The 18893-nt window shown below is 71.5% G+C and carries 20 protein-coding genes and 1 tRNA gene; 5 read left to right on the top strand and 16 right to left on the bottom strand.

Annotated elements, in window-relative coordinates:
• Positions 1-14: 14 nt before the first annotated feature.
• The 3 genes from PV963_RS13905 to PV963_RS13895 all read left to right on the top strand — a co-directional run bounded on the left by PV963_RS13905 (position 15) and on the right by PV963_RS13895 (position 4669).
• Entirely contained in the window at positions 15-1181 is a 1167-nt protein-coding gene (locus PV963_RS13905; protein WP_274815990.1) for an HpcH/HpaI aldolase/citrate lyase family protein, read from the top strand.
• Between the two features lie 63 nt (positions 1182-1244).
• Positions 1245-3851, top strand: a complete 2607-nt coding sequence (locus PV963_RS13900) for a phosphoribosyltransferase (protein ID WP_274815989.1) — start codon at positions 1245-1247, stop codon at positions 3849-3851.
• Positions 3851-4669: an HAD family hydrolase gene (locus PV963_RS13895; protein ID WP_274815988.1), complete on the top strand. Its 819-nt coding sequence runs from the start codon at positions 3851-3853 to the stop codon at positions 4667-4669. The genes PV963_RS13900 and PV963_RS13895 overlap by 1 nt, the downstream gene beginning before the upstream one ends.
• Here the strand turns inward: PV963_RS13895 and PV963_RS13890 are convergent.
• From PV963_RS13890 to PV963_RS13875, 4 genes are all read right to left on the bottom strand, one after another.
• Positions 4581-5363, bottom strand: coding sequence for a DedA family protein (locus PV963_RS13890; protein WP_274815987.1), 783 nt, complete (start codon positions 5361-5363; stop codon positions 4581-4583). The two genes, PV963_RS13895 and PV963_RS13890, sit on opposite strands and share 89 nt — an antisense overlap.
• A gap of 47 nt (positions 5364-5410) precedes the next feature.
• Positions 5411-5632, bottom strand: coding sequence for an FmdB family zinc ribbon protein (locus tag PV963_RS13885; protein WP_274815986.1), 222 nt, complete (start codon positions 5630-5632; stop codon positions 5411-5413).
• A 22-nt stretch (positions 5633-5654) separates the two neighbouring features.
• Positions 5655-7058: a hypothetical protein gene (locus PV963_RS13880; RefSeq protein ID WP_274815985.1), complete on the bottom strand. Its 1404-nt coding sequence runs from the start codon at positions 7056-7058 to the stop codon at positions 5655-5657.
• 74 nt (positions 7059-7132) lie between these two features.
• Positions 7133-8017 (bottom strand): DUF4097 family beta strand repeat-containing protein, encoded by an 885-nt coding sequence (locus PV963_RS13875; RefSeq protein WP_274815984.1) that lies wholly within the window; start codon positions 8015-8017, stop codon positions 7133-7135.
• A gap of 200 nt (positions 8018-8217) precedes the next feature.
• Between PV963_RS13875 and PV963_RS13870 the strand changes: the two genes are divergently transcribed.
• Positions 8218-8289 (top strand) — tRNA-Val (locus tag PV963_RS13870).
• A gap of 123 nt (positions 8290-8412) precedes the next feature.
• Here the strand turns inward: PV963_RS13870 and tgmC are convergent.
• The 9 genes from tgmC to PV963_RS13825 all read right to left on the bottom strand — a co-directional run bounded on the left by tgmC (position 8413) and on the right by PV963_RS13825 (position 15004).
• Positions 8413-9531, bottom strand: a complete 1119-nt coding sequence (gene tgmC, locus PV963_RS13865; RefSeq protein ID WP_274815983.1) for an ATP-grasp peptide maturase system methyltransferase — start codon at positions 9529-9531, stop codon at positions 8413-8415.
• Entirely contained in the window at positions 9528-10475 is a 948-nt protein-coding gene (gene tgmB, locus PV963_RS13860) for an ATP-grasp ribosomal peptide maturase (RefSeq protein ID WP_274815982.1), read from the bottom strand. Before tgmB ends, tgmC begins: the two co-directional genes overlap by 4 nt.
• A complete protein-coding gene (gene tgmA / locus PV963_RS13855; protein WP_274815981.1) occupies positions 10472-10765 on the bottom strand; it encodes a putative ATP-grasp-modified RiPP in 294 nt (97 codons plus the stop codon). The genes tgmB and tgmA overlap by 4 nt, the downstream gene beginning before the upstream one ends.
• A 110-nt stretch (positions 10766-10875) precedes the next feature.
• The gene (locus PV963_RS13850; RefSeq protein WP_274815980.1) at positions 10876-11091 is read right to left on the bottom strand and encodes a hypothetical protein; all 216 of its coding nucleotides are present in this window, start codon (positions 11089-11091) and stop codon (positions 10876-10878) included.
• The gene (locus PV963_RS13845; protein WP_274815979.1) at positions 11088-11474 is read right to left on the bottom strand and encodes a hypothetical protein; all 387 of its coding nucleotides are present in this window, start codon (positions 11472-11474) and stop codon (positions 11088-11090) included. The genes PV963_RS13850 and PV963_RS13845 overlap by 4 nt, the downstream gene beginning before the upstream one ends.
• A gap of 227 nt (positions 11475-11701) precedes the next feature.
• Positions 11702-12883, bottom strand: coding sequence for a helix-turn-helix domain-containing protein (locus PV963_RS13840; RefSeq protein ID WP_274815978.1), 1182 nt, complete (start codon positions 12881-12883; stop codon positions 11702-11704).
• Positions 12884-12980: 97 nt separating this feature from the next.
• Positions 12981-13622 (bottom strand): HAD family hydrolase, encoded by a 642-nt coding sequence (locus PV963_RS13835; protein ID WP_274815977.1) that lies wholly within the window; start codon positions 13620-13622, stop codon positions 12981-12983.
• A 197-nt stretch (positions 13623-13819) separates the two neighbouring features.
• A complete protein-coding gene (locus PV963_RS13830) occupies positions 13820-14452 on the bottom strand; it encodes a hypothetical protein (protein WP_274815976.1) in 633 nt (210 codons plus the stop codon).
• A gap of 201 nt (positions 14453-14653) precedes the next feature.
• A complete protein-coding gene (locus PV963_RS13825; RefSeq protein WP_274815975.1) occupies positions 14654-15004 on the bottom strand; it encodes a hypothetical protein in 351 nt (116 codons plus the stop codon).
• 113 nt (positions 15005-15117) lie between these two features.
• Here PV963_RS13825 and PV963_RS13820 point away from each other — a divergent pair, with 113 nt between their 5' ends.
• Entirely contained in the window at positions 15118-15348 is a 231-nt protein-coding gene (locus tag PV963_RS13820) for a DUF2277 domain-containing protein (protein ID WP_274815974.1), read from the top strand.
• A 37-nt stretch (positions 15349-15385) separates the two neighbouring features.
• Here PV963_RS13820 and PV963_RS13815 read toward each other — a convergent pair whose 3' ends face one another.
• The 3 genes from PV963_RS13815 to PV963_RS13805 form a co-directional block, all read right to left on the bottom strand.
• Positions 15386-15982, bottom strand: a complete 597-nt coding sequence (locus PV963_RS13815) for a DedA family protein (RefSeq protein WP_274815973.1) — start codon at positions 15980-15982, stop codon at positions 15386-15388.
• Positions 15983-16234: 252 nt separating this feature from the next.
• Positions 16235-16687 (bottom strand): DoxX family protein, encoded by a 453-nt coding sequence (locus PV963_RS13810; protein WP_274815972.1) that lies wholly within the window; start codon positions 16685-16687, stop codon positions 16235-16237.
• Between the two features lie 80 nt (positions 16688-16767).
• Positions 16768-18690: an FAD/NAD(P)-binding protein gene (locus PV963_RS13805; protein ID WP_274822016.1), complete on the bottom strand. Its 1923-nt coding sequence runs from the start codon at positions 18688-18690 to the stop codon at positions 16768-16770.
• Between the last annotated feature and the right edge of the window lie 203 nt (positions 18691-18893).

The following is an 18893-nucleotide window of genomic DNA, read 5'->3' as shown; positions in this document are numbered from 1 at the left end:
CACGGGGGAGTTTCATGCGTCATTTCGGGCACATCGCCCCTGAGGTGCGGAAGCGTCTCTTCTACCGCGAGCCGTGCACGTTCACCGCGGATTCGCCGGCCGGGCTGCTCTCGGCCGCCCTCGGCGCCACGCTCTACAGCCCGGCCACCCGGGAACGCCTCGCCGACGACATCCTCAAGCAGGCCGGTCGCGGCGTGGTCTCCATGGTCCTGTGCCTGGAGGACTCGATCGACGACGCGGACGTCGGCCCGGGCGAGGAGAACCTCGTCCGCCAGCTCACGGCCCTCGCCGACCTCCCGGGAGCGGACCTGCCGCTGCTCTTCATCCGGGTCCGCGTCCCCGAGCAGATCCCCGACCTGGTACGACGCCTCGGGCCCGCCGCCCGGCTGCTGTCCGGATTCGTACTGCCGAAGTTCACCGAGGAACGCGGCACACCCTTCCTGGAGGCTTTGGCGACCGCCGAGGCCGAAGGCGGCCGGCGCCTCTTCGCCATGCCGGTGCTGGAGTCGCCGGAGCTGCTCTACCGCGAGTCGCGTGTGGCCACCCTGGAGGGCATCTCCCGGGCGGTCGACAAGTACCGCGACCGCGTGCTCGCCCTGCGCCTGGGCGTGACGGACTTCTGCTCCTCCTACGGGCTGCGCAGAGGCCCCGACATGACGGCCTACGACGTGCAGATCGTCGCCTCCGTGATCGCCGACGTGGTGAACATGCTGGGCCGCGTCGACGGGACCGGCTTCACCGTGACCGGGCCGGTGTGGGAGTACTTCCGGGTCCAGGAGCGCATGTTCAAGCCGCAGCTGCGGCAGAGCCCCTTCCTGGAGGTGCAGGCCGCGGAACTGCGCGAGAAGCTGATTGAGCACGCCATGGACGGCCTGCTCAGGGAGATCTCCCTGGACCACGCCAACGGACTGCTGGGCAAGACCTGCATCCACCCCTCGCACGTGCTGCCCGTGCACGCCCTGTCGGTCGTCAGCCACGAGGAGTTCTCGGACGCCCAGGACATCCTGCGCCCCGAGCGCGGCGGCGGGGGTGTGCTGAGATCGGCGTACACGAACAAGATGAACGAGGTGAAGCCGCATCGGGCCTGGGCCGAGCGGACACTGCTGCGTGCCGAGGTTTTCGGCGTGGCGAACGAGGACATCGGCTTCGTGGAGCTGCTCGCGGCCGGCTTGCGCGACTGAACGCACGGCATCCGTAGAACGCAGGCTCGCCGGAGTGACCGGCGACATCGACGCAGGGAATTCATGGAGAAGGCAGTGAACGAGGGGGTGCACCACCAGGTGCGCGACGGGGTGCGGGCCGGGACGGCCGGCGGTGCCGAGGGTGTCTGGCCGGGCAGCTGGGTCGCCGAGCGGCTCGGCGTCGGGCTCGTCGGCGACGACCGGCTGACCGACCTGCTGGGACTGGCCCTGCGCCGCAACCCCAAGCGGGCACACCTGCTGGTGTCGAACGTGCTCGGCAAGCACGTCCCGCAGTCGCCGTCCGTGGTCTACGGCTACGGCTTCGAGCTGGGCCGCCGGGTGCGTGACCTGCTGGGCGCCGACGAGGCGCGCCGCGCGGTCGTCCTCGGCTACGCGGAGACCGCGACCGGCCTCGGCCACTGTGTCGCCGACGGCCTGGGCCTGGCCCCCTACCTGCACTCCACCCGCCGCCCCGTCGCCGGCGTCGCCCGCGCGGGCGGCTTCGAGGAGTCCCACTCCCACGCCACGTCTCATCTGCTGCTGCCGGAGGATCCGGCCCTGCTGGCCGGCGACGGGCCGCTGGTCCTGGTCGACGACGAGTTCTCCACGGGGAACACGGTGCTGAACACCGTCCGGGATCTTCATGAGCGGTATCCGCGGCGGCGGTATGTCGTGGTGGCGCTGGTGGACATGCGGTCGGTTGCCGACGCCCGCCGGCTGGAGGAGTTCGCCCGCGCGATCGGCGCGCGGGTGGATCTCGTGGCAGCGGCTTCGGGGACCGTGCGGCTGCCCGAGGGGGTGCTGTCGAAGGGGCAGGAGCTGGTGACGCGGCACGAGGCGGAGAGTGCCGCGGAAGGTGCTCCGTCGTCCGCGGGCGCGTCGTGGCCGGTCGCGCAGTTCCCCGCGCCCCTTGAGGGCGTCGGCCCGCACCCGGACGGCGTCGGCACCCACCCCCACCTCACCCGCGTAGACCTGCGCTGGCCCCACGACCTGCCGGACGGCGGACGCCACGGGTTCACACCCGCGCATCGGCAGCGCCTGGAGGCCGTCCTGCCCGCGATGGCGGCCCGGATCGCCGACGCGCTGCCCCAGGGGGCCCGGCGCGTGCACGTACTGGGCTTCGAGGAGCTCATGTACGCCCCGCTGCGGCTCGCCGAGGCCCTGGAGCGGACCACGGACGCCGAGGTCCGCTACTCCACCACCACCCGCTCGCCCGTCCTCGCCGTCGACGACCCCGGCTACGCGATACGCACCCGCCTGGTCTTCCCCGCCCACGACGACCCCGCCGACGGCCCCGGCGAGCGGTACGCCTACAACGTCGCGGGCGCCGGCTTCGACGCGGTGATCGCCGTCGTCGACTCGGCCGCGGACACGCCCCCGCTGCACGCGCCCGACGGCCTGCTGGCCCAGCTCGCCGCGCACACGCCGCAGGTCCTCCTCGCCGTCGTGCCGTCGTACGCCCCCGAGACCTCGCCCGTCCGCGCGACCCCGCAGCCTTTCGAAAGGCCCTCCATGCTGCCCGAGCCCCTTCGCGGCCCCGCCTTCTCCTCGTACGCGCCCGAGGAGGTCGGCTGGCTGCTCCAGGACCTCTCGGACGTGACACTGGAGGCGCCGACCGAGGAGCGCGAGGAGGCGATCCAGAGCGGCGGCGCCCACTACGCCGAGTCGCTGCCCGTGGAGTACCAGCCCAGCGAGCAGTACCAGGAGCTGTTCCACGCCGCGCTGGAGGAGTCGGCGGCCCGCATCGCGCAGGCGGCCGGCGTGGTCACCGAGACGGTCCTCGCGGAGCGGTCGCCGCGCCCCGTCCTGGTCTCCCTGGCCCGTGCCGGGACACCCGTCGGCATCCTGATGCGCCGCTGGGCTCGGCACCGGCACGGTCTCGACCTGCCGCACTACGCCGTGTCGATCGTCCGCGGCCGCGGCATCGACGCCAACGCCCTGCGCTGGCTCGCCGGGCACCACGACCCCCGGGAGGTCGTCTTCGTCGACGGCTGGACCGGCAAGGGCGCCATCACCCGTGAACTCGCCCAGGCTCTGGAGGAGTTCGAGAAGTCCGACGGCATCACCGGCTTCAGTCCCGAGATCGCGGTGCTGGCCGACCCGGGCTCCTGCGTACGGACCTACGGCACGCGCGAGGACTTCCTCATCCCCTCCGCCTGCCTCAACTCGACCGTGTCCGGCCTGATCTCGCGGACCGTCCTGCGGGCGGACCTGGTCGGACCGCACGACTACCACGGCGCGAAGTTCTACCGCGAACTCGCCGGCGCGGACGTCTCGGTGACCTTCCTGGACGCCGTCTCCGCCCGCTTCCCCGAGGTCGCGGACGCGGCCTGCGCCCAGGCCAAGGAACTGCTCGCCGCCGACCGCTCGCCCACCTGGGAGGGCTGGGCCGCCGTCGAGCGCATCAGCGAGGAGTACGGCATCCACGACGTGAACCTCGTCAAGCCCGGCGTCGGCGAGACCACCCGGGTGATGCTGCGCCGCGTGCCCTGGAAGGTCCTGGCACGCGCCGGGGCGGGCAGCGACCTCGACCACGTACGCCTGCTGGCCGAGCAACGCGGCGTACCCGTCGAGGAGGTGGCCGAACTGCCCTACACCTGCGTCGGCCTGATCCACCCCAAGTACACCCGGGGCGCGACCGGCGCCGACGGCAAGGCGGTGACGCTCTGATGCCCGCACTCGTCGCGAGCGACCTCGATCGCACCCTGATCTACTCCGCTGCGGCTCTGGCGCTGACCATGCCGGACGCACGGGCGCCCCGGCTGCTGTGTGTGGAGGTGCACGAGAGCAAGCCGCTGTCGTACATGACGGAGACCGCGGCCCAGCTCCTGACCGACCTCGGCGACGCCGCCGTGTTCGTGCCGACCACGACCCGTACGCGCAAGCAGTACCTGCGCATCAACCTGCCGGGCCCCGCGCCCACCTACGCGATCTGCGCGAACGGCGGCCACATCCTGGTGGACGGCGTGTCCGACCCCGACTGGCACGCACAGGTGACCGCGCGGCTGGCCGACCAGTGCGCGCCCCTGGCCGAGGTGCAGGAGCACCTGCTGAGGGCCGCCGACCCGGTCTGGGTGCGCAAGCACCGCGTCGCCGACGACCTCTTCGCCTACCTCGTCGTCGAGCGTGAACTGCTCAACGAGGACTGGGTGAAGGAACTGGCGGTGTGGGCGGAGAACCGCGGCTGGACCGTGTCCCTCCAGGGCCGCAAGATCTACGCCGTGCCCAAGCCGCTCACCAAGAGCGCGGCGATGCGCGAGATCGCCCGTCGCACCGGCGCCGATATCACCCTCGCCGCCGGTGACTCCCTGCTCGACGCCGACCTGCTCCTCGCGGCCGACCAGGGCTGGCGGCCCGGCCACGGGGAGCTGGCCGACACCGGCTGGACGGCGCCCGGGATCAGGGCGCTTCCCGAACGGGGGGTCCTTGCGGGGGAGCGGATCCTGCGGGAGCTGGCCGCTGCCGCTGGGCTTGGCCGGTTCGCCTAGGAGCTCGGGAGGTGCCGTGGTTATGCGGGTGCGGCTGCGGGTGTGTTGTGGCTTGTCGCGCAGTTCCCCGCGCCCCGCGGGGGCGTTTCAGCAGCCGTGCCCCGGCGAAGACTGCTACTGCCAGCGCGGCCAGGGCCAGGACCACCTTCGAGTAGGTGGAGACGACGGCCGTGACCTCGTGCCAGTTCGCGCCGAGCGCGTAACCCGCGAGCACGAACACCGTGTTCCAGATCGCGCTGCCCAGGGTCGTCAGCGCCAGGAACACCGGCAGGCGCATGCGCTCCACACCCGCCGGCACGGAGATCAGGCTGCGGAAGATGGGGACCATCCGGCCGAAGAACACCGCCTTGGTGCCGTGCCGCAGGAACCACGCCTCCGTCTTCTCGATGTCCGCGACCTTCACCAGCGGCAGCCGGGCCGCGATCGCCACCGTCCGGTCACGACCGAGCAGCGCACCGACCCCGTACAACGCGAGCGCGCCGATCACCGAGCCGGCCGTCGTCCACAGCAGGACGGCGAGCAGGCTCATCCGGCCGCTGCTCGCGGCGAATCCGGCGAGGGGCAGGATCACCTCGCTGGGCAGCGGCGGGAACAGGTTCTCCAGGGCGATGGCGAGACCGGCGCCAGGCGCGCCCAGCGCGTCCATCAGGTCGTTGACCCACTGCGGTCCCGCGTCCGCTGCGATGGCTGTCATGCCGCCACGCTAGGAAACCCAAGCTGAAGGATTCCTGAGGAAAAGCGTCAGCCGCAGCAGCCGCCTCCGCAGCAGCCGCCGCCTGCGCCGCCCGCGCGGGGGGCCGGTGCCGGGGCGGAGGCCGAGCCGCCCACCGCGACCGTGGAAAGGAGCTTCACCGTGTCGTCGTGACCCGAGGGGCAGGCCGCGGGAGCGGAGGACTCCGCCATGGGACGGCTGAGTTCGAAGGTGTCGCCGCAGGTCCGGCAGCGGTACTCGTAGCGAGGCATGCGCACAGGTTAACCGGCACGGTCAATGGCCGGCGGCGCCCCGTTCCTCGCGGATCTGGGAGACCACGTGGGACACGGCCCGGCGTACGGCTTCGGTCTCCGTGAGGAAGTGCCAGTAGTCGGGGTGGCGGCCCTCCAGGGTGGCGATGGCGCGGTCCAGACGGGACACCGCGTCGTCCAGGGGGCGGGCATGGCGCGGGTCGGGCGTGTTGCGGCCGGCCATGGCGAGGCGCTGGGCGTCGCGGATGGCGAAACGGGTGCGGTCGATCTCCTGCTGGGGGTCCTTCTGCACGGCGTTCAGGCGGTGCAGGCGGTCGCCGGCGGCCGAGACGGCCTCGTCGGTGGTGTTCAGCAGGGCTCGTACGGTCGACAGCAGGGCCGTGGCGTCGGCCCAGCGCTGTTCGTCGCGGGCGGTGTGGGCCTCGGCCAGTTTCGTCTCGGCCTGGCGTACGTTCTCGGCGGTGATGTCGGGGAGGCGTTGCAGGTCCTGCCAGCAGGCCACGGTGAAACGGCGGCGCAGTTCGCTCAGGATCGGTTCGACCTGCTCGGAGCGGGTGGTGAGGGCCTGGGCGCGGGTGCGCAGGGAGACGAGCCGGTGATCGATCTCGGCGGCGCGCTCCGGCAGCCGCTCGGCCTCCACGCGGACCGCTTCGGCCCCGCGCGTGACCCGCTCGGCCCGCTCCAGGGTCTGCGGTACGCCGTGCTGTCCGGCGCCCTGGTTCAGCTTGGTGAGCTCGGGGGACAGGGCGGCGAGACGGGCGGCGAGGTCGTCCGCCTTCAGCCCTGTCGCCCGGACGGAGTCGAGGGCGTTGGAGGCGGCGAGCAGGGCCTGCCGGGCGCGCTCGACCGCTGGGGCGAGGCGGGCCAGCTGGGTCTCGGCCTTGCCGAGCAGCGGGCCGAGGCCGTCGGTGAACCGGTCCAGCTCCTGCTTGACCCGGCCGAGTTCCTCCTTGGCGGCGGTCAGCTCGCTGCGGGCGCGGGAGGCGACCGAGGCCTCCAGGTCGTCGCGGTCGAGGTCATGGGCGTCGACGGCGCTGATGTACTGGTGGCTGGCCTCGTCGATGCGCCGGCCGAGCGCGTCGAAGTCGGCGACGGCGCGCCGGGCGGCGGGGGAGTCGTCGACGGCGGTGATCGTCTCGATCGAGATGCGCAGGTCGCGCTGCGCGGTGTCGAGCTCGTAGAAGGCGGCCGCGGCGGCGTCCTTCGCGGCCTGCGCCTCGGCCCGCTGGCTCTCGGCACGACCGCCGAACCAGCGCCGGGTGCCCCCGCCCGCGAAGGCGGCGGGCAGCGCCAGCGCGGCCAGCAGGGGCAGGCCCATCAGGGTGAGCGCGTCACGGAACGGGCCGGGAGTACGGGGGAGGCGGCGGCGCGGGCGGCGAGCACGCGGCGCCGACGGCGAGTACGGCTGCGCTGGAGTCGCCGTCACATCCCTCTCCCGTGCTGTGGTCCACCCTGCCCGGTGTCATTCTCCCACCGGTTAAGGACGAACACACGGGCCGGTTAGTTCGCCGTTCGGACCGTCACTTTGCCGTCGCCGGTGCGGGCGGACACCACATGGGAGCTGCTCTCGTCACGGGGGACGGACACATCCACGCCGCCGTCACCGGTCTCGGTGGTCACCCGGTAGGTGGCCTTGGGCAGCGCGATGGTCACGGAACCGTCGCCGCTGCGGGACTCCACGCGGTCCGGTACGGCGCCGAGTTCCAGGCGGACGGAGCCGTCGCCGGTGCGGGTGCGGACGTCACGGGAGGAGACGTTCGCCCGGATGGATCCGTCGCCGGTGCGCAGCTCCAGGGGGCCGGTGGTGTCGGTGACGCGGACGGATCCGTCGCCGGTGCGGATGTTCAGGGGGCCGGTGGAGCCGGTGACACGGACCGAACCGTCGCCCGTGCGGATGCTCAGCGGGTCCCGGAAGCCGCGGGCGCGCACGCTGCCGTCGCCGTCCTGGACCTTCACGCTGACGCCGCGCGGTACCTCGATGCGGTGCTTGGCCGAGCAGTCGACGACGAACCCCGAGCACTTCAGCCGCAGCACCAGCCGGTCGTCCCGCATGGACCAGGTGGCCTTGGGTTCCTTGCCGATGGCGACCGAGCCCTGGAACCACCGGGTGACCTCGATCCGGCCCGCCGGGTTCGAGTCGGCGGCGACGATCTCGAGGGCCGAGTGGTCGGAGTCGACGGTGAGCGTGCGGCTCTGGAGGCCGAAGGACCGGTGGTCGGGATCGGCGTCGTCCCCGGCGGACGCGCCGCAGGCGCTGAGACCGCCGACGAGCACGACGAAGGCACCGGCGACGGCGACCGCGCGGGCAGAGACCGGGCGGGTGGTGCCCGTGGTGGCTGCAGGGCCGGTGGTGGCTGTGCCGGTGGTGCGAGTGGTGCGGGCCATGACGGTCTCCCCCTGGACGGACGACGAGCGCTCTCGAGCGCTCTACGACCGTATGGATCCAGGGCCCGCCGGGGGATCCGGGCCGCTCCCGGATCCAAGGTGGGGTTATCCCCCGGGCCGGCCCACGGATACGGGTTTGCGGGACCGTGCCCCGGGCAATGTAGGCTGTCGACTCGTCCTGGGCGCATGACCCGGGAGCCGGGTGCGTAGCTCAGGGGTAGAGCGCCTGCCTTACAAGCAGGATGTCGGCGGTTCGAAACCGTCCGCGCCCACGGGATTAGTCAGCAGGTCAGAGGCTCTCCAGGGACTTTCCTGGAGAGCCTCACCTGTGATCGAAGTCCACAAAGAGTCCAGACAAGACGAGGACGGCGCGGGACAAGCAGCACCGCCTCGGATCACCAGCTGATGGTCTGACCCTCCGGGGTGACGGTGACGGTGAAGTCCTCCAGCATCGGTGCGCCGGCCGCGCACCAGCGGCCGAACTGCTCCTCCACGGCGTCCCACAAGGGCTCCGGTCCCCCCTGCCGGACGCGCCACCGGCCGCCGTCCTCGAATACCGCGGCCCATGAGCCGGTGCCGATGTCGACCAGAACGTCCTCGGTGCGCCCGTCCCGCTGCATCGTCAGCCGTTGGGCGCCCGGCGCGGCGAGCTGCACGACGAACCGGGAAGACCAGTTGTCCAGCACCTCGGCGCCGGTGACGGTCTCCCGTTCCTTGCCGTCGTCGAGGTCGGGGAGCAGGCCGAGCGGCGGCGGCATGTGCGGGCGCGCGAGCATGAAGTTCACCCCGCCGCTCAGCAGCGGGCCGACCGCCGTGCCGTCCTCATGGACGGTCAGGCGCGCGAGTTCCGAGGAGCCGAGCCATCCGCAGATGGTCGCCAGGATCAAGCCGCCGGGCCGGGTCTGCTCGATCCACGCCTGAGGCACCGCACGTACGCCGCACGTGGCGATGACCCTGTCGTACGGCGCTCCCGCTCGGTGGCCGAGGAGCCCGTCGCCGGTGACGAGGGTGGGGTACGTCTCGAGGTGGCCGAGTGCGGCCCGAGCCCGCGACGCCACGCGCGGGTCATACTCGATCGAGGTGACGTTCCCTGCGCCGAGCCGCGCGCAGAGGACGGCGGTCGAGTAGCCGGTGCCGGTACCGATCTCCAGCACCCTGTGCCCGTCCTCGACCTCGAGGTCCTCCAGCATGCGCAGCACGAGGGAGGGCAGCGTGCTGGAGCTGGTCGGCTCGCGCATGATCCGGCCGCAGATGTCTTCCGGCACGATCGTGCCGGCGATCTGGGTCACCAGCGACTCGTCCGCGTAGCAGCCTTCCAGCCAGCCCGCGTCACCTTCCCGTACGGGCTCCCACGCGGTGAACTCCGTGCCGACCGCCCGCCGGAAGTACCCGTGGCGCAGGAAGTCGTGCCGGGGGGCGGCCTCAGCGGCCTGCTTCCACGACTCGGTGCGGAGACTGCCGGACGCCGTCAGCCTGTCGAGCAGCTGCCGGTGAAGCTGTGCTTGATCGGTCACGTCTTCCTCTCAAGAAGGGTCGTCAGGGCCGCGCACATCGGCAGGCCGGTTTCGGTCTCCAGCCAGTGCCACTGGCCGCTTGGGTTGCACTCCAGGAACCACCATCGGCCGTCCTCGCCCACAGCGAAGTCGAAAGCCCCGAAGACCAGTCGGAAGCGGTTCATGTAGCGGTGGAGCGCCGGCCGGATGCCGGGCGGTGCTTCGACCGGGGTGTAGGCCAGCCGGCTGTAGTCGGTGCGCCAGTCGAGGAGGTCGGAGTCGATACGGACGCAGAAGACGTCCCCGCCGATGACGGTCACCCGGACGTCGGCGGTCTTGACGACGCGCTGTTGGAAAAGGTGCGCCGTGCCCGCGACGTCGTCGTCGATGTCCGCTGCGGACACCTCGGCGACCTTGACGACGGACGAGACGCCATCGACGCGGTACACCGGGTTGTACAGCGGCTTGTAGATCACCGAGCCGTGCGCCTTGATGAAGGCCCGGGCCGCGTCGGCGCTGGAGGTGATGAGCGTGGGTGGCACCAGGAACCCGGCTGCTGCTGCTGCGGCCAACCCGGCCGGTTTGAACTCGGCGTCCCCGATGCGGTGCGGGTGGTTGACGTAGAGGCAGCCGGGCAGTGAGGCCAGGACTCCGCCGAGTCCATACCGGGCCTGGGTGATGGCGAACCGTGCGTCCTGCTTGTCGAGGTGCGGGAACGCGAAGCCGCTCGGCCGGCGGTAGTAAAGGGCCCGGACGCGCGCCAAGTCCGCGGTGCGCGACGGCGTGCGGAGACTGCCCTGCAGGCCGTGCTCGGTGATCTCTGCCTCCACCGACAGTGATGCGGGGAAGTCCCCCGAGTCGAGCCGCACGACCGGGACACCTCGGTCGTGCAACTCTCCGATCACCACGTCGGCGGTGGGGTCGTGCAGGCTGGTGACGACCAACACCGGACGCGGATCACTCACTGGTCGCTGTCGCTGCTCGTGTCGGTGTCAGGGGACGTGCCGTCACCGTCCGGGCTGGTGCCGGTCGACGGGCTCGTACCGGTGCTGGTGCCGTGCTTGCCCATCTCCAGCACCTGGCCGGCACCGTCGTAGAACCGGGCGGTCTGCGTGCCCGGGTCCAGCTCGGCGCGGGTGTAAGCGGGGGCCATGGTGGGGTAGGGCGCCATGCGACCGAGCCCCCATGGGCGGGCGGTGACGAGGCCCTGCGAGATCGCGGGGCTGGTGGGCAGACGGTCGGTGTGAACGAACATGCCTCTCCCAGTGTCGTAGGTATGGAGCGTGCAACCTGCCCCGGGCTTGACCGTCCAAGGTGGGGGCCCAGGGCGGGAGTCTCAGGCGGTGACGGCGCGGTGGACGCGGCTCACCGGTTCTTCCTCTCAGGCTTCGACCCCGGGCGTTTCGGGCACTTGGAGCCGCAGGCGTACACCTCGACGTCGAGGTCGTAAGCGCCCACGCCGCCACGGGAGAAGCCCACGCTGACTCCGCCGTTACGGAGGGAGGCGTTGCACCGGACGCAGTTCCAACCCGCGTACTGCAGATGCGTCAGATCGGTGGGATGCGGGAGAACGGGGCTCATGACGCGCCCTCCGATGCGAGACGGCGCAGGCCCGTGCGTTCAGGGCAGGGCCTGTTACGGAGGCACGAGCCGCACGCCGAGACATGGATCTTGTACACGTCAGCCGCTTTGGCTCCGACGCAGGTACCGCAGCCGCGGGGGAAGATGGTCACCCCGTTCGGACCGGGCCGGATGCCGAGGTCCCGCGCCGTGTACGGGACCAGGCTGGCGCCGCACCACACGCAGATCGTGCCCTCGGTCTGCAACCCCGACAGCGTGGAGACGTTCGGCAGCGGCAGCAGGGCGAGGGCCGCAGCGCCGGCACCTTCCACGGTCGTCATCAGCTTGCCTGCCCAGCAGTCGGCGTGGGCACCCTGTGGCATCCGCAGGACACGATGTTCCACGTAGGGCCAGCCCTTCGCTGTGCGCGGCCTGCCGGGGAAAGAGCTCGGCTGACGGCACCGCAGTACCAGCAAGCCCGCCCATGTAGACGGGCGATACTCACCGGACCGTGAACCCTGACCAGCGGCTCGGTGCGGCTGCTCATCACCGGCTCCCATCTGCCTGTTCGCTGACTACGGACAGATGATGGGCCGCTACAAGAGGCACAAGGGATACAGCGTGTATCCCCTCAGATGGCGCCGATCCATTCCGCGAAGCTGGTCAGCGACTCGGCGTCTGACCGCTTCAAGCGGCGCACCGTCGCAGCGGCTTCGCGCGCCCATGGGTGCTCGCGGGTGTGCTGGGGTGCGATGGACCTGGCCACCTTCAGCGACTCGAAGGCATCGTCGGGGCGACCGGCCCAGACCTGGGCGCGAGCGAGCTCGATCCAGAATCCCGACTGTCTCTCGGCCGGCATGTCCTCTGGAGGAGTCCACTCGTCCGCGATGTCCAGCGCTCGCTGGAGATGCTCTTGGCCCAGGCTGACCGCTACGGACACTTCGTGCGCGCGCACCGTGTCCGGTCCGAACTGCGTGCCGCCGTAGGCGTCTTCCGGCAGCGAGTCGCCGAGGCGGTGGGCTTCGCGGAGGTGAAGCGCCGCGGCGTCGGCATCACTCACCCGGGCTGCGATCACGGCAGCCCGCATGTGCAGTGCGCCGCGGGCTGCCGCCGCGACCCGGCTCAACGGGCTGGGGCTGGCGTCGATGGCCTGCTCCAGGGCCGTGAGGCCCTGTGCGTGGGTGCGAGCAGCGAAGAACGTCTCGGTGCGCACGTATGCGGCGGTGGCCTGGGCGATGCGGTCCTCGGTCTGTTGGGCGGCCCATCGCATCAGCTCGATCAAGCGGGCAGACAGGTCGTGGTGCCCGAACTTGTAAGAGACCGCATCGGCCGACCGTGCGGTTACGGCGAGGAGCTGGGCGACGCGGAGTCGGTCGGCGCCCGAGGCGTGATGCAGCGCGGCGAGAGAATCGCAGAGGAGGTGCGGGGCCCGCTCGGCGATCCGCGCGTACTGGGCACCCAGCCGCCACTGCACCAGCACGCCGACGGCGGAGTCGAGCTCGGGCAGTGGACGGGGCATGGTGTCCGTTGGGATGTCGTAGGCGCTGATGGCGGCTGAGATGGCGGGGATCGCTGCGTGGACGCGGCTATCGGTGCGGGTGCTACCTGTGACGATGTGGCTTGGGTCGACGCTGAGAGCTGCTGCGAGCGAGTCGAGGGTGTCGTCGCTCGGCGAGCGGGCGCCGCGTTCAATGGCCTTCACCGTGGCAAGGGAGACGAAAGCGGCCCGGGCGAGTTCGGCCTGTGTCATCCGGCGGCCGCGGCGGAACGTGGCGATGCGTTGACCTACCTCGCGCGTGCTGGGGCTGGGCATGCTGGCTCCGTTCGGTGCGTCCACTCCGAACGGTAGCGGCGCCGTGACGCGGCGGATATGACGACGGCCTCATCCGGCACCGGCTGGGCGGGGCAAGTCACCGGCCCACGATCGCGGTCAGCTCCATGAGGCTGTCGATCCGCCAGTCCGCAGCCGCCGCAACGCTCGGGTCGTCGGCCCACAGGTGCCCCCACGGACCGCGCCTTAGATGCGCGGTGCGCAGCCCGGCTGCCGCTGCGGGGGCCACGTCGTTGGCGGGGTGGTCGCCGACGTACACGGCCTCGCCGGGTGCCGCCTCGGCTGCATCGATCACACGCTGGAAGAACTCGGGTTGAGGCTTGGCCACACCCCACTCCCCGGACGTCACCACCAGATCCGCCGGCAGGTCCAGGGCCCGCAGAAGTTCACCCGTGCGGGCAGTCTGGTTTCCGGCGATGATGACTCGTGCGCCGAGTCGGCGCAGCTGTGACAGAGCCGGGCGGACGTCTTCGTACAAGTCGCTTTCGTCGAGGTTTTCGCCCCGGCCGGCGGCTTCGCGGGCCTGGTACTCGGCGGCAACGTCGATGCCTGGCCGGGCCAGACGCAGGGCGTCGGCGTTGTCGCGACCCTGGGCAACGACCGCGCCGACGAGCGCGGACAGGGTGTGCCGAGGGACGTCGAGCCAGTCGGCCCAGGATGCCCAGTACCGGTCATCGCGGGTGATGGTTTCGCCGACGTCGAAGACCACAGCGCGAATCATGGGGGCAGGGTATCCGGGCATGAGGAAAGGGCCCCTCCCGCATCCGGACGAACGGATGACAGGTCCGAGCGGATGCCGACACTCCCGGCCTGAGGGAGGTCGGTGTCCGTGGTCTCCAGCTGCCACGTGCCGGGCTCGGAGGCGCCGTCCTGCCAGGCCTTCGCGCACGACACCGGGCCCGTCAGCGGGGGATCAGGTCAGCAGGACTCCTCGAACTTCACCGCTGTGAGCGTCACAGGCCGGCCGTCCAGCTTTGCGCCGGCGGCGGGCTCCTGGCTGCACACCTTCCAGTTCGACTCCATGAGGACCATGCGGTCCTGGCCGGAGGCATCGTTGACGGTGATGCTCGTCGAAGCGTCGAGGCCCTGGCGGGCGACCTTGACGGCCTTGCCCTTGAAGTCGGGCATCGTGCCGCCGGCCGCCTCAGGGGCGGCGCCCTCGTCCTTGGCCGGGCAGTCCTCTTCGAGCTTGACCGTGGCGAAGTCGACCTTGGTGTCGGTGGAGTGCTCGCCGGCCTTCGGGGTCTGGGAGCACACCTTCCAGTTCCGGTCGAACGCCTGCATGCGTCCGCGGCCGAGGGCGTCGTGCGAGGTGAGGCTGTAGAACCCTGCCTCTTGGGCCTGGTCCTGCGCGGACTGAAGGCCCTTGCCGGTCATGTCGGGCAGCGAGGCGGTCTCGGCCTTCGTGGTGTCGTTGTTGGTGTCGGCCTTGTCGTTGCTGCCCTGGCTGGGCTTGGAGCTGTTGCCGTTGCTCGTGTCGGTGCCTTCGCAGGCGGTGAGTGTGAGCAGGGCGGCCGCGACGAGTGCGGCTGTGGTGGTGCGCTTGATCATGGTGTCCCCCCATGTGTGGTGCAGGTGCTGAGGGAGCATCATGCGCCCTGTGAAGGGGGCGTGGATGCAGAGTGATGTTCCTGTGACACGAATGGGTGTGTTGCGTCCGCTTCTGGGGAGCGGAGGCCTTGCCATCGGATCGTCACAAGCGCCCCGGGCCCACATCGGCCCGGGGCGCTTCTCAGCCTCCGTCAATCTCCGTCAGTCTCCGCCGGTCTCCTCCGGCGGAGCCTCGTGCGCGTGTTTCAGTGCCGAGCGGGCCGACACCCGCTCGGGACCCGTGAGTTCGGACCAGTAGCGGTGCGTGCTGACGAACACCGCGAGCTCGTGTTCACGCCGCCGGAGCTTCTCCACTTCGGCCTGTTCGTCGGCTGTCCAGCCGGGGGAGGCGGGGCGCTCCACCTTGCGCCAGCCGTTGTCGTCGCTGAAGCCGTCCAGTGGTTCCACCGACCAGGGGAGTCGCTTCAGCAGGGCCGACAGCTCGGCCCGGACCTGATGGAGTTCCTCCTGACCGGCGAGGAGGTCACTCGGAAAGTCATAGGTCGTTGCCACGGCTCAATGATACGCCTGTTCGAATTGAGTGGGCGAGTTTGCTCCCGTGGTTCATGCGAACGAGTGTTCCTCGTTCGTTCCCGGCGGAGGGCCGCAGGGGTGAGACTGGGGGCATGTGCCGGAGTATCAAGACCCTTCGTCCGCCCGCGATGCCCGAAGAGGCCACGGAAGCGGACATTCGGGCTGCCGCGTTGCAGTACGTGCGGAAGGTTTCGGGCTTCCGCGCCCCCGCCGCTCACAACCAGGAGGTGTTCGAACGCGCCGTGGAGGCCATCGCCCAGGCCACGGCCGAGTTGCTGGACGGGCTGGAGGTCCGTGGCGCCCGGGCCCAGCGGGCAAGCTAGCGCCGGCCGACACCCAGGGCACCTCCGGACCCCAGGTCTACGACGCCCGCGGCTCCCTGCGCATCAGGTACGCCGCGCCCGCCCCCGCCCCGAACAGCGCCCCCACCGACACCGCCGTCCCCAGCCAGCTCGCGCCCAGCCAGTGGGCTCCGAACCAGCCGAGGGCGACGCTGTACGTGGCCCAGGTGAGGCCCGCCAGGGCCGACCAGGGCAGGAAGTCGCGGGCGCGGCGGTGGGCGGCGCCCGCGCCGAGGGAGACGACCGAGCGGCCGGCGGGGGCGAAGCGGGCGAGGACGACGAGGGCGCCGCCGCCCCGTGCGAGGGCCGTGCCGAGACGTTCCTGCGCGGTGGTCAGGCGCCGGGAGCGGGAGATCGCCCGGTCCAGACGTTCGCCGCCGCGCCAGGCGAGGCGCCAGGCGGCCAGGTCGCCCAGGACGGAGGCGGTGGCCGCGCAGAGGGTCAGCACCAGGATGTCGGGCACGTCGGCCGCCGAACCCGCGGCCGCCGCCGTCGCCGCCGTGATCACCAGGACACCGCTGGGCAGCACCGGCAGGAACACGTCGAACAGGACCGACAGGGCCACCACCGCGTAGATCCATGGGCTGCCGAACAGCGACCCCACATGCTCCAGCACCGCAACTCCCCGTCCCCCGTGGGCCAGACCGTGCCGCGGTGGCGCGGCGGAGCGGCAGGAGTGGCCGATGACAGCCATACAGCGTACGCCTGGGGTGTGACGGGCGGTTCACGGGGGGCTCGTACGTTCGGTACCGAGTGTTCACCTCGTCCCGAGTCGTCACCCGGCTGCCGTGTCCAGGCGTACACGCCGGAGCGGCGCCTTCCCGCATGCAAGGGGAGGCGCCGCTCTGCCCGGCGCGGTGCGGGCGGGTCAGGCCACCGCCGGTGTCCGGTCCGTGGACTGGCGTCCCTGCGTCGACGTGCGCCTGGCCAGCAGCCGGTCCACGCCGAACGCGCCGGAACCCGTGAAGATCAGCAGGAACATGGACCAGCAGTACATGGCCGCGCCCTCGCCGCTGTTCTCGATCGGCCACAGGCCCTGCGGCTGGTGGACCTTGAAGTACGCGTACGCCATCGCGCCGGAGGCGATGAACGCCGCGGCGCGCGTGCCCAGGCCCAGCAGCACCAGGCTGCCGCCGACGAGTTCGATCACGGCCGCGTACCAGTTCGGCCAGGCGCCGGTCGCCGCCGTGCCGCCCTTGCCGTCCACACCTCCGAGGACACCGAAGAGCGCGACGGCGCCGTGGCAGGCGAAGAGCAGGCCGATGACGATCCGGAACAGTCCGAGAGCGTACGGCTGCGCGCCGTTGAGGCGTGCGGTCATGTGGGGGTCTCCTTCGGTCGGCCGGCCAGGGGAGGGCCGGTCGGGGGACAGAACCGGTGAGTAACCCACGTTAGGTGCGCCTAATCGATGCTTGCAAGTTCAACATCTGGCCACTGGTTTACCTGCTGTTGGGGCTCACTTTCGGCCGCAGTCGCACGTAGAGCCGCTCTCGCCACCGCGTCCGCGTCCGAAAGCATGACCGAATCCACACCTGGACGAGCCCCCGCCGCCGTTACCCAGTGCACGCCCTCCGTCGGCACCCCGAAAGCGAACCGCCTGGCGTGCGGGGCGCCTTGACGGTCTATCAGATGGTAAGGGCGTGGTGTGACATCCAACCCGCCTGTCTCATAACCATCGACGGTGTGCGGACGGCACTGCCCGGTCCGCAGCAGCCCCGCGAGGAGGGCGTCGGCCGTTTTCCGCAGGTCGGTTTCCGGCAGACGGGCCTCTATGAGGGTTGTCACACGGACGACCGAACCCGGCACGTCGGGTGAGTGTGCCGCCCAGGCTCCGTCCACCTCCGTCACCTTCAGGCGCGGCCCGAGCACGCGCACCACCCCCGCCTCCACCAGGGCCGCCAGCTCCTCGATGCGGCGCCGGGGCGGGCCGATGGACAGGAAGGCGTTGAGCGGGGTGTACCAGCGGTCCAGGTGGTCCCGGCGGGAGAGGCCGGCCAGGCCGCCGTGGTCGACGATCAGCCGGAGCTCGTTGCGCAGGTCGCGCAGCACGTCGAGGGCCGCCTTCAGCGGGCCGCGCACATTGCCCAGGGCGGCCTGCGCGGCGTCCTCGCGCAGGTACGACAGCAGCCAGTCACGCCACTGGCCGGGATGCGCGAAGTCCCGTCCGGCATACGGCCGGGAGATCCGCTCCCAGGACCAGCGGTCGGCGTCCGCCACGCCGAACTCGCCCAGCAGCACGGCTTCTTCGGGGTCGCCGTGCGGTACGGACAGGAAGCGACCGGTGAACTCCTCGCACCGTCGCGCGGAAACTCCCGCCCGCCGGAGCAGCGCGGTGCAGTACACCGTCTCCACCTCCTTCGCGACCAACGGCCATATCTCCGCCAGGAAGTCGGGCGCCTCCCCGGAGTCGGCGCGCTTGCGGAAGCCCGCGATCACCTCCGGTGTGAGGACCAGCGGGACGTGCCGGCCGTACGCCCCCTTCGCGTTGTCGCCGCGGGCCTGGTACGGGATGCCCCGGCGGGAACCGGCGTACAGCCGCGGCTCGCGGCCGGAGGGGAGGTAGCGCAGGCCCTGGGCGTCCCGTACGAAACGGCCGCCGCGGCCGGTCGTCAGCAGGGCCGTGTGGTCGAAGAAGTTGAGGCCGAGGCCGCGCAGCAGGACGGGGTCGCCGGGCGGTACGGAGGACAGGTCGACGTCGGCCGGGTTGGCGGGCGGCACGTGGCGCAGCTCGTGGTGTGCGGCGTGGGCCGCCAGGCGCCGCTGGACCGGGTCCGCGGTCGTCGGCAGGTGCCCCTGGGCCAGGACCACGGCGGACAGGCCGGTCAGGGTGCGGCCGTCGTCGAGGGCGAGGGCCTGGTGACCGCCGGGGGTGTCGTCGAGCCGTACCGCGCGTGCCCGGTGCGTCTCGACGCGGACGGTCGCCGGCGCGTCGCGTACGACCTGCGCGAACACCCACTCCAGATAACGGCCGTAGTCAGCCCGGGTCGGGTACTCGTCCGGGCCGAGCGTGCCGCGCGCCCACTCATGCAGGCTCGGGCCCGGGCGGATCGGGCCCGAGCAGTCCACGCTGTCGTCGGTGAACAGGGTCACCTGGCAGGCCACGGTGTTCATCAGCAGCTCGGGCGACTGGTCGGTACGCCAGACGCGGCCGGGCCCCGGCGGATCCGGGTCGATCACGTGGACCGTCAGCCGGGCCCCGGGCGGGAGGAGCTCCGGGACGGAGGCGCAGAGGCGTTCCAGGACGCTGGTGCCGCGTGGCCCGGCGCCGACCAGGGCAATGGAGAACGGTGCGGGTTCCTCGGCCGGTACGGATCCCTCCGGCAGGGTCTCCTCCGGTACGGATTCCTCGGTCGACGCAGGCAAGGGTGGTACTCCAGTGCGTGTGGGGCGCGTTCGGCGGTCCGCGGGTGGGGAAGCGGACGGTCCGCCTCATCATGCCGTCGCCGGGAGCGGGAACCGAGGCTCGTGGTCAAGGATTGACGTTCGCTGTGGGACGCGTCACGAGCATCACGGGGCACAGGAGCAGT

This window comes from Streptomyces coeruleorubidus (assembly GCF_028885415.1).
Taxonomy (GTDB): Bacteria; Actinomycetota; Actinomycetes; order Streptomycetales; family Streptomycetaceae; genus Streptomyces; species Streptomyces coeruleorubidus_A.
This window is presented reverse-complemented; position numbering and strand designations above follow the sequence as displayed.